5 protein-coding genes and 2 pseudogenes are annotated in these 15,567 nt (G+C 65.3%); 4 read left to right on the forward strand and 3 right to left on the reverse strand.

Going from position 1 to position 15,567, the window contains the following annotated elements; translation table 11 throughout:
* Positions 1-34 precede the first annotated feature (34 nt).
* Together OHB49_RS43620 and OHB49_RS43625 are read right to left on the reverse strand one after the other, a co-directional pair.
* A complete protein-coding gene (locus tag OHB49_RS43620; RefSeq protein ID WP_329167141.1) occupies positions 35-7,966 on the reverse strand; it encodes a SpvB/TcaC N-terminal domain-containing protein in 7,932 nt (2,643 codons plus the stop codon).
* 1,221 nt (positions 7,967-9,187) lie between these two features.
* A complete protein-coding gene (locus tag OHB49_RS43625; protein ID WP_329167463.1) occupies positions 9,188-9,397 on the reverse strand; it encodes a hypothetical protein in 210 nt (69 codons plus the stop codon).
* Between the two features lie 979 nt (positions 9,398-10,376).
* Here OHB49_RS43625 and OHB49_RS43630 point away from each other — a divergent pair.
* A pseudogene (locus OHB49_RS43630) lies at positions 10,377-11,324 on the forward strand (hydroxyacid dehydrogenase); the annotation flags it as partial.
* Between the two features lie 131 nt (positions 11,325-11,455).
* A pseudogene (locus OHB49_RS46080) lies at positions 11,456-11,985 on the forward strand (SidA/IucD/PvdA family monooxygenase).
* Between the two features lie 105 nt (positions 11,986-12,090).
* Here the strand turns inward: OHB49_RS46080 and OHB49_RS43645 are convergent.
* Positions 12,091-13,236 (reverse strand): LuxR C-terminal-related transcriptional regulator, encoded by a 1,146-nt coding sequence (locus OHB49_RS43645; RefSeq protein WP_329167142.1) that lies wholly within the window; start codon positions 13,234-13,236, stop codon positions 12,091-12,093.
* A 217-nt stretch (positions 13,237-13,453) separates the two neighbouring features.
* Between OHB49_RS43645 and OHB49_RS43650 the strand changes: the two genes are divergently transcribed.
* Both OHB49_RS43650 and lysA read left to right on the forward strand, forming a co-directional pair.
* A complete protein-coding gene (locus OHB49_RS43650; protein ID WP_329167144.1) occupies positions 13,454-14,080 on the forward strand; it encodes a LysE family translocator in 627 nt (208 codons plus the stop codon).
* Between the two features lie 127 nt (positions 14,081-14,207).
* Positions 14,208-15,557, forward strand: a complete 1,350-nt coding sequence (gene lysA, locus OHB49_RS43655) for a diaminopimelate decarboxylase (RefSeq protein WP_329167145.1) — start codon at positions 14,208-14,210, stop codon at positions 15,555-15,557.
* Positions 15,558-15,567 lie beyond the last annotated feature (10 nt).

A 15,567-nucleotide genomic window follows, 5' to 3' on the forward strand; every position in this document is an offset into this window, starting at 1 on the left:
GGCTCGTTGAAGCACGGATGCTCGGGATTCATTCCTATTCCCCTGGCAACCGAGGCATAGTTTTGAGTAGTTCCTTTGCCTTGTCGGTGATGTTCAGCATCAACTCGTTGTAGCGCGGATGTCCGGGATTCATTCCGATCTCCCTGGCCAAGGCGTGGTACGTGTTTCCTCCTCCGAGCTTAAATTCAATCCACTCGTGAGCGATCACCGCGTCGAGGCGGGTTTCGCGTAATGCTTGGTTCCACTCTGACCAGTCCACTCGGTCCCGCAAAATGGAACCCTCAACCCAAATCCCTCCGTGACGCCCACCCACATTTCCGCCGAAATTATCCCCATATTCGGTATAGCCTGAGCCCTTTTTGGTAAACCCTCTCGCGCCGATATTTTTCTTGGGAACTAGTTCGGCCATGCGTTTATTGGTCATACCGGCCATCTCGGTGTGCTCATGGGGCAGCGGAAACCTCCCCGTCACTACGCCCTCGCCAGCCATGGCACCCGGGCCGGGAATGCGCACCGGCCTGTTTGCCAGGTGCATCGAGGCTCCCGCAGCCGCCGCGTTCCCGGCTGTGTCGCTGAGAACGCCGATCGCATGAGCCAGTTTCGAATCGGCTCCGAGGCGCGACGCGATGGAGGAGGTCAGTTCGTACTTGAAGGAGTTGGCGGACTTCCCGGTAGCGATCATCTTCACCGCGGACTGGCTTGTGTCGAGCCCGTTGAGGACAACCAGGGTCGACGCACCTGCGCTCTCCGGCTCCGCGGCAACGCCAGCCGCGATCTCGAGCGCTCCGCCAGCGAGTTGGGCCAGACCCATGACGCGCGTGACGATGGGGTCGTATGTGAGGGTGGGCTGCAGGCGTTCCGCGACGGCCTTCAGCTTCTGCATGCTTTCTTGATCGGACATCGTGGGTGGCGCCGGATTCGGTGTCGCGTGAGCAGGCTTGCGTGCCGCCTGCTTCGGGACCGCCGCGTGTGAGCTCTGGGTCAGCACCCTGCTCGGCCCGGTCAAGCTCGCTCTGGGAACTCCGTTGCTATCGGTTCCGGAATCGTCCCGGTCAAGCCAGACCAAACCTGTGGAGACGCCTCCGGCCGGCGTCCGGATTTCGGTATGTGTACCGGTCGGGTCTGAATAACTAACTGGATTGCACCGCGCATAGCGGTAGAGGTTTGACCCGTCGGACAATCCAGCGGGATCACAACTGGTCCATCTGCCAAGCCAGGTCGCGTAATGTCGCGCACCGTGGCTGGAGAGTCCGCTCTCCTCGTCTCTTTCCTTCGCTGCGAATCCGTACCGTTTGGGGGTTTCGGTCGCGCTGCGACCGGCCTTATAGGCGGTACTTCCGTACGGGTAGTACTCCTCGTAGGAGATGACCTGGGCCTGGTCGTCGAGTTCCAGGCTGGCGGATCCGAGGTGGTCACCGTACTGGTAGCGGATGAGCTGGCGAGGGGTAGGGTCACTACCCTGCAGCCTGGTACGTGTCTCGACCAGCGCGAGGCGTTGCGCCCCGTCCATGACGTGCAGGCTTTCTCGCTCCAGGGTGACCTGACCGCCGTTGCGGCGGCGGAAAATCTCGAAACCGCCTAGATAGATGCGCTCCTCCACCAGGCCGGGCGACTTCTCCCAGACCTTCCGGATCCGCCCGCCCGCCACGTCGTATGTGTAGAAGGCTCGGCCGCCGCCGCCCAGGTCCACCCCGCGAAGCCGGTCCCGGTGGTCATAACTCATTCCCGCCAGATGCGGCATGGACGTCATGCTTCCGTGCGCGTCATAGGTGTATCGGGCGCTGTAGTCCGGTGTGGAGGTGTGGTCGAGCAGCCCGGCAGGGTCAGCGGGAACGCTGGTGGCGAGGAGGCGATTGCTGTTTGGGGAGTACTGGTACCGCCGGTTCCAGACGACCTGGCCTGGTTGCGCGAGGTCGCGGCCACGGTGGTGCCGCACGCCAAGGAGGTTGCCGACGTCGTCGTACCGGTAGGTCTCGACGTAGTTCCGCAGGGCCTGGCCGTCGGCGGGGAGCGTGGTGACCGTGCGGCTGCCGCGGTCAGAATCGACTTGGCCATCGCCGCCCCGGTGTTCGCGGCCCGCGGCCGCGATCAACCGGTACGTGGGGTCGTAGAGGTACTCGGAGCCGGCGTCGACGCACTCCTGATTGTGGAAGACGCGGTCGTTTGCCGTGTCCTGGATCCTGGTGATGTTTCCTACGGGATCGTAGGTGTAGGAGAGGCTCTGCAGGGCGTCCGCTCCGCGCCGGGTCTCCAGGCGGGCCAGGCGGAGGGTGATGGGGTCGTATTCGTAGGTCACCTGCACGCCATTGCCGTGGGCGATGCGGGTGCGCTCGCCCCGCTCGTTGTAGTCGATGTCCGTGATGAGGCGATGCTGGGTGGTGCCGGGATCCAACAGCGCTTGGGGTTCTGCCGGTTGCTCCAGCCATACGTCGACGCCTTCGAGCAGTGCTGCCTCGTTGTAGCGGGGCCGGATGACGTTCATCGTGGCGCCTGCGCGGTCGCTGTGCGGTGACACAATTTGGATCGGCCGGTTGAAGGCGTCGTACACGGTGCTGCCGGTGAAGGTCTCACCCTCCAGAAGCGCTTCCGTTTGCGGGCCGGAAAGGGCGGGCCAGTCGACATCGCTCCGGTGGTCATGGAGCAGCCTCCGAGTGCTTCGTAGCAGGTTGCCCTTGAAGTCGAAGGCATCGTGGGTGACAAGGCCCGCTTCGTCGAACACCTGGAAGACTCTTCCTCGATGGTTCGCTACAGCACCCTGCTGCTCGCCGTACACGGTGCGTTCCACGCGGCGCTCGCTGTCCGCGGCCGCGCTGCGGAGGAACACTTCCAGCGGGCGTCGTAGGGCGTCGTAGGTGACACGGCGACTGAAGCCCCGGCTGTCCCAGGTCCGGATCGGTTTGCCCGTGACGTCGTTGAGGGTCCACCGTTCACCGGCGTCCGGGTTGTGGGTGTGCAGGGGACGGCCGATCAGGTCAAAGTCGGCAGTCATGACGATGACGCCGCGTGCGTCGGTGGCGCTGCGCTGATTGCCCTCGATGTCGTGTTCCACACGGCTGGTGAGCATGCCCTCAGGGCCGTTGTCAGCGGCGGTCAGGAACACGCGACCAAGAGAGTCCAGGAAGGTCAACGACGGCGTCGCTGCATGAGCGCCGGCCTTCCGCGCCGCGTCGATCTCGGCTGCTGCACACTCGGGAGTCTCCCCCGGTCTCCTGCCCGCGCGCTGTTCCTGCCACGTCTGCCACATTGGTGATTGGCTGGCGATGTAACCGCGCACTAGATCGGCAACGTCGGGATCGGTGCGCGGATTCAGGCCGACGGTGTCGTTGCTGTCCCATGAAGCCTGGCGCCATGGGTCGAAGACCGTTTTCGCGTAGGTGTGGTTCGGGTGGATGGTCGCGACCGGACGTCCGACAGGGTCATAGAACACGACCGCCGAGACACCAGCATCGGTCATCTCCCGCTCTTCCTCGTAGAGGTGGGTGGAGCTGAAGAACGGCTGGTACTGCCTGACCGGCAACCCCTTGTTGTTGTGAAGCGTGCGCCCAGTGCCCACCCAGCGTGGCTCAACGGGAACCTGCCGAAGTCGTCCCTCTTCCGTCAGGAGGGTTCCGGGCCGGACATCGCCCGATGGCCGAGGGGGCAGGCCGGTCAGGACAGGAGCGTCGGCGCTGCGTTCGGGAGCGTCTCCCGCCTCCGCCTGCACCTTGGTCTGAAGGTCGCGTCCGAATCCGTCCGAGTAGGTGAAGGCCATGCGGACCCCGCGGGCCTGGGCCACAGCGGATTCTGCGGCGTGGGTCTCGCGGACGAGCGTGGCCACGAGAGGCGGCTGCCCGCACCGGGCGAACCGGTGAACGTCGTACACGGTGCGGCTCGTCGCCGCCCCCAGCAGGCCGCCGGCCCGGCCGCGCGGATCCGCCACGAATGACTGAAGAACTGTCAGCTCCGGGTCCGCCGCGTCCGGGTCGGCTGCGAAGTCAGCCAGCGAGTCGCCAACCGTATCGCCCGGCTTGCCCATCACGGCCGTGGCCACCACCTGTCCAAGGCAGTCGAACGCGGCGGCGCTCCGATTTCCGTTCGCGTCGGTGATTTCGTGCGGCTGGAGGACCCGGTAGTCGTAGTCGGCGCGGACGGTGTTGTCCAGCGCATCCCGGCTCTGAACGGCAAAAAGCCGGTGCGGCGTGTCGTAGGTCACGATCGTGGAGTGTGGCTGTCCCGGGTCGGTCTGACCGGTGCCGTCCCGGCCGAATGGATCGGTGAAACGATGTGGGAGAAAGAAGTTCTCCCGGGCAAAGGTGAGCTCCTCGTCGTGCGCCGCGGACGGGTCGGGATGATAGAAGACGCGTCCAGAGGGGATCCACCAGCCTGTGCTGTCCTCGCTGCGCACGTACCCACCTTCGCCTGCCAGCAGCGCGTCGGCGTCGCCGGTGGGCAGCAGGTTCTCCTGATCCCGGCGGAAGACCTGTGAGAGGAGTCCGGGAGTGAACGCCAGGGTGTACGTCTCGCCCGGCAACGCGTGCGACTGGTGCTGGCCCAAAGGCAGCAGGCGGCTGAGGTCATTGCTGCGGTAGCGGATGCGCGCGTGCTCGATGAGACGTCGATAGGGGACGGGTTCGGTGGCCTGCGCGTGCCCTGTGTCCTCGTACGGGAGTTCGTGGTCGCCGTCGCCTGCGGCGTCGAGTTTGCGCCGTAGGTCGTCGAAACGAAACAGCGGAGTGATGGGCCGCCCGGCTTCGTCTTCCGAGCTCGCGTCGGGGCTGACGTGGATCAGCTCGTAGCTGCGGCTCTCCCACGGAAGAGGGGGTCGGTGAACGTCCGGGTCCAGGCCGGGATCGGGATCCTGGGTCGTGTAGCGGGTCTCGAAGATGGTCACCAGAGTCTGCTGCTGCCGCTTGCGGTCGTCGTCGGTGAGAACGGGGTCCGGGTCGGCCACTCGTCGTCCGTATCCGATGGCAACCGCGCGGGTGACGTTTCCCCAGATGTCGGTGTCGAGGGTGACCGTGTGGGTGACGCGGGGGTCGGCGTGCTGCTGCCCGAGCGGGCCGTACAACGCGCGCTCGTAATGGCACTCGATGCCTTCCCGTGCATGCGTGAGGAATACAGCGTGCTGGTTGGGGCCCTGCGGCTGGAGCAGCTCGACGGTGTAGCTGTGTTCCGTGACGTGGTAGGGGCGGTCGGCTTTGCCCGCCTCGTCGGATGGGTCCTCGACAGTTCCGTCGAGGGCATAGACCTCCTCGCGCAGGGGGTAGCCGCGCAGGGCACGGCAGGCGTTCTGCGTCTCTCTCGGCGAAAGCACCCAGGGGGTAGAGGTCCCGTCCGGCTGCCGGACGGTGTCCGGCAGGATGGTGTCGTCCAGCAACATGGCGGGACGACCGGTCGAGGCGGCCGGTGCTCCGCCTGAAGCGTCAGCGTCTTCGCGATAGTATTCGTGCTCAAGTTGGCCGCTGATGCGCGCCCCTTCCAGCCACGCGCCGGTGTGGAACCAGGTGCGCGTCAGGACGGGGGGCACGTACGACGCCGGATCCATGTTCCCGGAAGCCGCGAGGCCGGCCTCGGCTGGTGCGTCCTCGGTGTGGGGCAATCCCCGTTCTTCGGTGTCGACCCGCTCCACGAGCCCAAACCCGTGAAACTCTCGCTCCTCACCGTCGTAGTAGCCGTGGTGATAGCGGTAGCTGCTGACGAAGCGGTTGCGGCTGATGTGATCGTAGATCTCGACCCGATCAACAACGTGGACCGGAAAGGGAACGCGCGTGATCCACTGGCGCCCAGAGGCCTCATCCTCCCGGTAGAAACGGGTGGACGGCGCGTAGCGCACCCGTGTCTCGGCGCTCAGGTTGTTGCGAACGCGGGTGAGGAGGTGGGGCTTGGTGCCGCCCATGAGATCCACGTATCGCACTGGTCGGCGGGAGTCGCCCGGCAGGGGGGAGGACCACACCAGGCATGCGGTCCCGTTGCCGAAGAGGTCCACGGTGGCGACCGTGGACGAGGAGTCGACCCGGGGGAAGCCGCGCAACGGCCGTGGAGGGCTCCATCGGTTGCCTGAGTCGTTGAAGTAAAGGCTTACGCCCTCGCAGCCGAGATAGACGATGTCGTTAGTGCCGGAGCCGTCGATGTCGGCCAGCCGTACCCGCTCCTGGTCGAAGAGGCCCGGGCGATCGAACCTGGGCGCATTGTCCATCGTGATCTTCGCGCCGAAGCTGCCGTGGCCAAGGTTCGGCCAGTAGCAGACCTCGCCGTTGGAGACACGGACGAGGTCTGCGAGCCCGTCACCCGTCATGTCGGCGAGGAACACCGGCTGCTCCGGGTCGGTGAAGACCAGCCGCGGCCCCTGCTCCCCCACTGGAGGCCGGGGTACGCGCCGGGCGCGCTCGAACCCCTTTTCCCCCAGGGAGGGATACCAGGTGATGGTGTCGTCCTCGGCGATCAAGACATCGGCGTGACCGTTGCCAGTGAGATCTGCCAGGCGGAGGTTGGGCGCGTCCCAGTTGATGTCGGGTAGGGATTCGAAAGGAACGAGACGGTCCCAGCCCTCCTCCCGCGTCCGCTCGCAGAAACCTGGGGTCGGACCGTCCAACTGAACTACGTCGAGGCTGCCGTCGCCAGCCAGGTCGACCAACTGCGTTCGCCCGTCGTCGGTCCGGGCTGTCGAGGGCACCCGGGGCACCGATCGCAGCGGAGCGAATCGGCCCCCGCCGAGATTGCGCTTGTAGAACCACGAGGCCGCTTCCCCGGCGAGCACCCCGCACAGGCCCTCTCCGTCCAAATCCACCCACTGGCGGGCGCCGCCGATTCCCTCTGGGAGGTTCTCGATGCTCTCGGCACCTAGCTCGCGCACCTCGTCCTGTACGCGGGCCCGGCTGTAGTCGAACTCGAGCTTCGGTAGTGACCGGCGGGTATAGCCCTGCGCCCGGCGTCGGTAGCCGCGCTGGGTGGCCGAGGTAATGAACGAGGCGACCGGATGTACCGGCTCGCTGTCCTCTGCCGCGGACGGCTCGCCCGCACCGTCGTAGCGGAAGTCGGTGGAACGAACGAGGCAGCCCCGGCCAACTGCTGCCTCCTCAGGGAAATGATGGAACATCAGCACCCGTCGGCACAGCCGGTAGGTACGCACCTCGAAGCCGGCACGATAGGAGGAAAAGGGGTCTGGTCTGCACAGCCACTCGCCCCTGTCCTGGGGCTGTGGGCTCTCCTGGTCGTGCTCCCCGTAGTCGAAGACCACCTCGAACATCCAGTCGGCCTGAGTCTCATCCCCATTGGCCGTCCGAGGCACTCGATTGCCATACCGAATCCACTTTAGGTACCGGTTAGCTGAACGAGTCGTGTCCGTTCGGCCAGCTTCGTGAGTCTGTGTCAGGTCGACCCCGACCGAATCCTCCGGCTTGTACGTATACGAGATCGAGTTGCCCCGGTCGTCATAGCTTTCGCAGATCAGCCAGCTGAAGACCCGGTCCGACCGGTGCGGGCCAGAGGCCGTGGGGGCGAGGATGCGTGAGTTCTCGTCCTTGCCGTAGAGCGTGGTGATGTTGTCACGCGTGATGCAGCGCCAGTGCGTGTCTCCGCCGGGCGTCTGGACCCAGCGCTCAATGCGCGCAAAGAGTCCTTCGGACCGTGGCCTGTAGGCGTGGACTCGGTAGTCCACGCCGTCCACGGTACGAGGCGTGGACTCACGCCCCCACTGCTCACCCTGACGGGCCAGAACCGGGACAAGGTCCTCGGCTCCGGACATCACGAAGACGTCTGATTCCTCGGCATCCAGGTAGAGGGGAAGTCCTTTGTCAGTCTTCCGAGTAATCGATGGCAAAGACAGACCCCAACCGAAGCCAAACGGCCCGTTCCCCGAGCCGGAGTCGTATGAGAGCGCCAGTTCGGGGCCGAATCCCGAACGGCCGGGGCTGGTCGCAATGGGAACGGTGAGGGTGCCCGTGCCGGTGACAGGGTTGGCGGCGAACTTCTCCCCGATACCCCGCATCGCGCCGCCTCCCTTGGGTAGGGAGAACTGTCCCGTTGAGCCCGAAGGCCCGGAAGCGACGGCGGTCGGATGTGTCGACCCCGGCATGGGCGCGTGCATCGGTCCAGGCACTCGGAAATCTCCTGCTGCGACGGATCCAGGGGGCTCGGCCCCTGTGCGCCGTCCTTTCGGCCCGCCGGTCGGCGGAAGCCGTTCGAGGACGCTTTCCCGATATTTTCGCCTCTATATATATTTTGATCCATTTAGTCGCCCAGTTTGGGCCGAAAGTGGCGGTGCTGCGCGGAGCGCGGCAAGCCTGCCCGGCGCTTCTAGTGTCAGCCGCCACCAGCCAGCGACGAAGTGCATTGCTCTGCGAGCGCAGAGCAGGGAAGCGATCTCTGGTCATCCAGACACGGTGCCCCCGTAAGCCTCACCTGACGAACTGTTTGTGAGCCGGGGCCGACCCACCGGCAGTCATGCGTGGCTGGTGCCGGGCTTCGCGGGTGGGCGTTTCTTCGCGTCCTGGACCCCGACCACCCCAACACCCTCAAAGCGCGGCACCACCTCGCCCGCTGGGCTGGCAAGAACAGCCCCGGTGGTAATGAACTTCCGTAATTGCGGTTGGGGCATGCTGGGCCACCCCCATCCTGACCACGGTCGATCGTCGCAAGTAGAACCGGCTCCCACTCGGCGGCTGCCAGATCGATGAGGGGAATACCAGGCAGGAAGAGCCAGGCGCTCCGCCGTGCCTGTCGTGCGGCGGTCCTCTTTCGCTAGCAGAGGTGCGCGTGACCCGCGCGTCGGCGTCTTGCTCACCTTCGAACGCCTGCCGTGCTCTGCTGATGAGTCCCGTGAACCGCAGGTGCCGACTGCTGCTGCTCGCCAGATGCTGCAGCAGAAGGAGGGCGACGTCCCGTGTGGGTAGCTGCCGGATCTGCTCCGCCGGAACGGGCGGGGTGAAGGTGAAGTTCATGAGCGTGACGCTACGGCTCAACACCGATAAATCGTTGCCGGGTTCCCCTTGGGGTCCGAACCCCGGGTCCTGTCGTGCCACATCAAGCCTGGGCCTGGCGGGCAGACACCTCCTGGGCGAAGTCCACTCTTGGAAGGAGGCTACGACGATGGAGGTCGGCTGCTGGAGGCCGCTTGTCAGGCTCGTAGGTCAGGTTCAGCTCGCGGTGTGTATAACTCAACTCGGTTCCTTGGGCTGTTCCGGCTGGTTGGCGGTCCGGTGCGACACGGTCAACGGCCGGACTGCGTGACGCCGCTCGCGAGCTGGCCCAAGAAGTCCAGGATTGCCCGTCCCACCGGGGTCGGAGCGATGAGCACGCCCAGCGCCAGAACGATGACCACGGTGAACTTCTCGTCCAACCGGCTCCGGGCCTCCGTACGCCGGCGCAGCCGGAAGAAGACGATGACCGAGAGCAGCACAGCCACATTGATCGTCAGCAACTGCCGGACCTCCCAGACCACGACCGTCCTCACACGAGGGCAGCGGACGCCCACCCCAGCCCCCCTTGTGTAGCCCAGGTCCGGCGGCGCTGTGGCCGAGTTGTTGGTCAATGGCAGTAAAGCGATCTGTCTGGCCGGATTCCGCAGGTGAACGGCGCTCGGCACGGCGCTCTGCCCTTATGCGGGCCGTTCCTCTCCTGTGTCCGGTGCCCGTAATGACGCCTGCCGACGGATCGGGTGGACCACCGACGAATTGTGCGCGGTCCCCGACGGATACCGTTCTGTATTGGAAAACGTGGTCTTCGCCGAGTTTCTGGGACATCGCTATCCGTGGGTCGCACGAGGTCGCGGGGCCTGTCGTGCACGGGTATCGCCGAGGCGCCCGTCGCCTGCTGTGCGCGGAGTCCGCTGCCGCTGGCAGTGCCTTAAGGGTGCATTCACCCTCGGTAATTCACCGAATCTTCTACCACTCCGCCGACTCTACGGCAGAATTTCGACCTCGGTCGGTACAGGACGGAAGATCTGTCGCGTGCCGTCGAGCCGATCTTGCCGCGCGTAAGCCCGACTTCTATATCCCTCTATCATCGACTATGTCCGCCTTATCTTGTTTCATTCACGCAACGTGATGTGCTTCCTCGCATTACGACACATGACTCTCCGTTCACTTCTGGCTGCCGCATCAGAATATGGGTGAGCAGTAATGACGGCTCGTCGTGATACGGGGGATGGAATAAGGTATGGAAAAACTTCTTGCAAGGTGTCCATCCGCACTTTTCGTTGTTGGTGCGCTCGCGGGTGCCACTGTTTCCGAGTCGCCCAATTCCGCCGGAGTGGTCGCCGGAGTTGCGAACCCCGAAATTTCCACGACGGTGACCGACCTGGGCTGGGGATGAGGCCAGAACTCTTCCAGAGGCCGGGCCTTCGAAGATATCTGTAACATTCAATTTTCCATGAACAGGTGCAGAAAGATAATTTCGAAATGTCTCAGGATCACCTTCCTGTCGTCCTTATGGCCGAGCAGCTGAGCGACGCCACGCTCAATGCTCTCGGTCCCGGATTCGCGGTACGGTCCTGCGACGGCTCCGACCGCGACGAGCTGTTTGCAGCCATCGCCGAAGCTGATGCCCTGCTGGTCCGCTCCGCGACTCAGGTGGACGCCGAAGTGCTGGAGGCTGCACCCCGGCTCCGGATCGTCGCGCGAGCCGGAGTCGGCTTGGACAACGTCGACGTCGCCGCGGCCACGAAGGCCGGTGTCCTGGTGGTCAACGCGCCCACGTCCAACATCGTGAGCGCCGCCGAACTGACCGTGGGGCTCCTGTTGTCCACGGCCAGGAACATCGCCTCGGCCAACGCCACGCTCAAGGGCGGAAGGTGGGCCCGTTCGCAGTACGGCGGGATCGAGCTCGCAGGCAAGACCGTCGGCATCGTGGGGCTGGGCCGGATCGGCGCACTCGTCGCCCAGCGGCTCGCGGGATTCGACGTGAACCTGGTCGCCCACGACCCCTACGCGAAGTCGGAGCGTGCCGCGGAGCTCGGGGTCGAACTCCTCTCGCTCGACGCCCTGCTGGAGAGGTCAGACTTCATCACGGTCCACCTGCCCAGAACCGCCGGGACCATCGGGCTGATCGGGGACGAGGCACTGCGCAAGGTGAAGCCGAGCGTCCGGATCATCAATGCGGCCCGCGGCGGCATCGTCGACGAGGCGGCTCTGGTGCTCGCCCTCAAGGAGGGCCGCGTGGCCGGCGCCGGGATCGACGTCTTCGAGTTCGAGCCGACGACCCAGTCGCCGCTGTTCGACTTCGATTCCGTGGTGGTCACCCCGCACCTGGGCGCGTCGACGGGCGATGCCCAGGAGAAGGCTGGCGTCTCGGTGGCCGAGTCGGTCCGCCTGGCATTCGCCGGTGAAATGGTGCAGAACGCGGTGAACGGGACCTCGCTAGGAAAGATCGGCTGACGACGCCGTGGGGTCGCGGAGCCGATGTCCACAACATCGTGGACATCGGCTTCGCCCCTGCCAGAATCGCGCTTGCGGCGGCACTGGACGAGCACAACGACGTCGTGTCCGAGGGCGAGCGCCTCACCGCAGCCTTCGTGGAGCAGCAGCGGGCCTTCGCCTGGCACCGGGCATGCTGATCGACGGCGCCACCATGCAGGTCTCGTTCCGCAAAGACCTCACAACGATGCGTAATCCGGTCAGGCCCCCCAGCTTCCTCCCTTACCTTCAGGACAACGGTCGTGCGGTGGAGTGCCAAGCACGGCTGGTACGTGCTCACCGCCGTCATCGGGTGCGCGCACCGGGGCGCGGGGTGGGTCGGCCGTGTCGAAGCCAACGGGGCCGCCGCCTATCGCATCCACCTCGACGTTGGACCGCGGCCGCTGGTAGCTCATCGCGTCCTGGCATCGCCCCGTCGTCCGGACCATCCCGCTGGAGACCGCCCGCGCCCGGGGCACAGCCGGCGCCATTGCCGACCACTTCGCCGCCTAGCTGCGCGACCGGCATGGCAACCCGATCGGCGGGCCGCACCGCTTCCACTACGACCGGTCCGGCACCGCCGGTCTCCGCGACGCACAGATCCGCCACGCCCTGACCGGCCTGATCAACTGGGCGGGGCGTGTCGGTGTCGCCGCGACCGGTTGTGAGTTGCTGCCAGAACGTCGTGGTGTACTTCCTACTTCCACGACCTGGGCGTCGGTCACGACCGGACCTCGGCTGGCGGCCACGACTGTTCGGCACCCGACCCGGCCCTCCCGCGCCCAAGGGGCGGGTGAGGACTTGCTTCGTCTGACGGGCGTCCGTCCGGGGGATCGTCCGTGCCGTGCGGGGCGAGCGCCGCGATGGGAGAGTTTCCGTCGTGGTCGCGCAACAGATATCCGGCGTGGATCCGGCTCTTCGCCCCGATGCGCTCCATGATTTTGGCAATGTGCCGTTGGCACGTGCGTACGGTCATGCCCATACGCCGGGCGATAACCTTGTCCTGTTCCCCGGCGACGAGCAGGCGGATAATATCGGCCTTGGTCTTGTCGGACGCTAGTATTGCCTGGTCCCTTCCATGGTTCGCCGGAAATTCTTCCGCCTGACACCACATGCGCTCGAAGGTGGCGATAAGGAAATCGATAATATTCGGTTCCCTGATGATCAGCGCCCCCTTGGGGTTGTTGCGCAGCTCGATCACCACGGCCTCCCGGTCGAAGGCGATCATCCGCATGAATCCGTCGCCCAGAGTGCGGACCTCCGCTCCGAGACCGGTGACGATTTCCACGTAGGCGGCAGTGGTGGCGCTGTACTGCGCGGTGTGCTGATAGAGCGTCCGCATCTGGACGCCGCGCCGGAGCAGTTCCTCGGTCCGTATCATCGATTCGCGCAGCACGTCCTCGGCCCGTGCGCCGCCCGGTTGCGATGTGAGCACCTCGAAGTGGGCTTGAGCTGCGAGTTTGGTGAGCTGCTCGCGGACGGCGGTCACGCTGTGCAGTTCCTCGACCGCAGGCCGGCGCAGTCGCTCGGCCAGGCCGTTCTCGTAGACCGGGGTCAGCTCGTCCCGCAGCCGGTCGGCCGCGCTCCGCAGTAGTCGGGCATGCCTCTCGGCTGGCTCTGCGAACTCGTCGGAAGCACATTCGGGCGAAACTGCGATGAAGCGCGCCTCGGCGCCCCCCACTGCCACCAGCAGTCGGCGTTTCAGCAAACCCTGGATGGCGTTTTCCACTTCTTCTTGCGGAACTCCGTCCGGCGCCGGATCGTCCGCCCCTATCCCCGTCCGCGTGACCGCATGGGCATACATGGCGCACTCCAGGGAAGAGAGCGGCGAGAGCAACTCTCGGACCTTTTCATCATGTATGTCCATTTAGTTCACCCGTCTCGATGGAGCAAGTACAGATAAGTATGCATGGAACGGCTGAGTGGGCAGGCGCTGGCTGGCATGATGGAGCCATCTATTGAGGGGGTGCGTGATGACTCCGGCCATAGCGGAAGCGACAATACAAACGAACAAGTTTCTCCCTGGGGTAACGGCGCACCGGCGGTTGGTTCCGGCTGCTCAAACCGTGGCCGGATAGACCGCTATGGAGATACAGAGCACGCTATTCGCCTCGTTCCTCCTGGCGGCGACCATCATCTGCGTCACGCCGGGTCCTGACATGCTGTACGTGATGTCCTTCGGGGTGTCGCAAGGTCGGTCTGGTGGTGTCGCTGCTGCGGCCGGAGTGGCCGGCGGCATGTTCGTGCATGCCGTCCTGTGTTCCCTTGGAGTTGCCCTCCTTATTTCGCAGTACCCCTGGCTCATGCTGGTCTTCAAAGCCGTGGGAATCTGCTATCTGACATATCTTGGAATCTCAATCCTCCGAGACAAGTCCGATCTCTCCGTGAACGCGGAAAGATCGAAGAGGCCGTACGCACACATCGCGTACAAGGCTATGATCGTGAACCTGACGAACCCCAAGGTAATCGTCTTCTACGTGGCCTTCCTGCCGCAGTTCACATCGAACTCCGGATGGCCGGTTCCCCTCCAGCTCCTTACCTTGGGACTTGTTTTCGTCACCATTGGCTTTGCTGCCGATGCCGCTGTGGGCCTGGCCAGCGGCGCGCTCAGCAAGCGCTTCGCCGAGAGCAAGACGTTCACTCGAAAGGTGAACGTGTCTTGCGGGATCGTCATGTTCTTCCTCGCCGCGGTACTCCTTCTCGACATCTGAGCCCGCGCTCCCCCGTTCCCATCATGAATTTTCCCGGGCGCCTTCCTGATGCCCCGATTCAGGTGTACGGATGTGACTCCGGCTGCCTGAAGAGAATCCACCCCGACTTCTTCTCCAAGGGAATGCCGTGTCCGCTGCAGAAACCCACTCCTCTTCCACGCCTGCCGACGTCAGTGAACTGCGCCCCGGTATATGGCCCACGACCGCCTTTCAGGGCGACGACGGCGTGCTGAACATCGGCGGAGTGCCGGTGACGGAGGTCGCCGAACGCTACGGAACGCCCGCCTACCTCTTCGACGAGACAGAGTTCCAGGCCCGCTGCATCACCTTCCGCGAGGCCTTCCACGACTTCGATGTGTACTACGCGGGCAAGGCGTTCCTGACCCGTACAAGCGCCCGGATCGCCGAGGAGACGGGCCTGAGCTTGGACGTCTGCACCGAAGGCGAACTCGCCTACGCCAAGGCTGTCGGCTTCCCCGCCGAGCGTGTCCTGATGCACGGGAACAACAAATCCGAGGCCGAACTGGCTGCAGCGCTCGCCTACGGCGTCGGACGCATCGTCGTGGACTCCCGAGAAGAGCTCGACCGCCTGGAGGCCATGGCTCCCCGGTTCCCCGACCGGAAACCCGCGGTGCTACTGCGCGTCACCGTCGGCGTGCGGGCCGACACCCACGTGCACATCGCCACCGCACACGAGGACCAGAAGTTCGGATTCTCGCTGGTCAGCGGAGAGGCTGAGGAAGCCGTACGCCGGGTGGCCAAGGGCGGGCTGCTCGAACTGCGCGGCCTGCACAGCCACATCGGCTCACAGATCCTCGACACGGCCGGGTTCGAAGCCGCCGCGAAACGGCTGGCTGGCCTGCGCGCCAAGCTCATGGAGGACGGCATCGAGCTGCCCGAGCTCGACCTCGGCGGCGGCTTCGGTATCGCCTACACCGCCGGGGACGAGCCCACCCCAGCCAAGGAGATCGCCGAGATCCTGCGCACCGTGGTCGCGAAGGAATGCGCGGCGCTGGGTGTCTCGACGCCCCGGCTGGCCATCGAGCCCGGCCGTGCTATCGCCGGCCCAGCGGGCGTGACCCTCTACCGGGTCGGCACCGTCAAGCACCGCGAGGGTATCCGCACGTTCGTGGCGGTCGACGGCGGCATGAGCGACAACGTCCGCACCGCCTTGTACGAGGCCGCGTACTCCGTCCAGCTCGCCGGCCGCACCTCCGATAGCGCCCCGACCCTGGTCCGGGTGGTGGGCAAGCACTGCGACGCCGGAGATGTCGTGGTGCGGGACGACTACCTGCCCTCCGACGTGCGCGCCGGAGACCTGATCGCCGTGCCGGGCACCGGTGCCTACTGCCGCAGCCTCGCGCACAACTACAACCAGATCCCGCGACCGCCCGTCATCGCGGTCGCCAAGGGCCGGGCACGGGAGATCGTGCGCCGGGAGACCGTCGAGGACCTGATGGGTCTCGACGTTGGCTGAACGACCGGGC

The organism is Streptomyces sp. NBC_01717, from assembly GCF_036248255.1.
Taxonomy (GTDB): domain Bacteria; phylum Actinomycetota; class Actinomycetes; order Streptomycetales; family Streptomycetaceae; genus Streptomyces.

Bases quoted from the DNA above. Each gene is read 5' to 3' on its own strand.
- OHB49_RS43650 (WP_329167144.1), top strand. From the start codon at position 13,454: ATGGAGATACAGAGCACGCTATTCGCCTCGTTCCTCCTGGCGGCGACC.
- OHB49_RS43620 (WP_329167141.1), bottom strand. From the start codon at position 7,966: ATGCGGGGTATCGGGGAGAAGTTCGCCGCCAACCCTGTCACCGGCACG.
- OHB49_RS43645 (WP_329167142.1), bottom strand. From the start codon at position 13,236: ATGGACATACATGATGAAAAGGTCCGAGAGTTGCTCTCGCCGCTCTCT.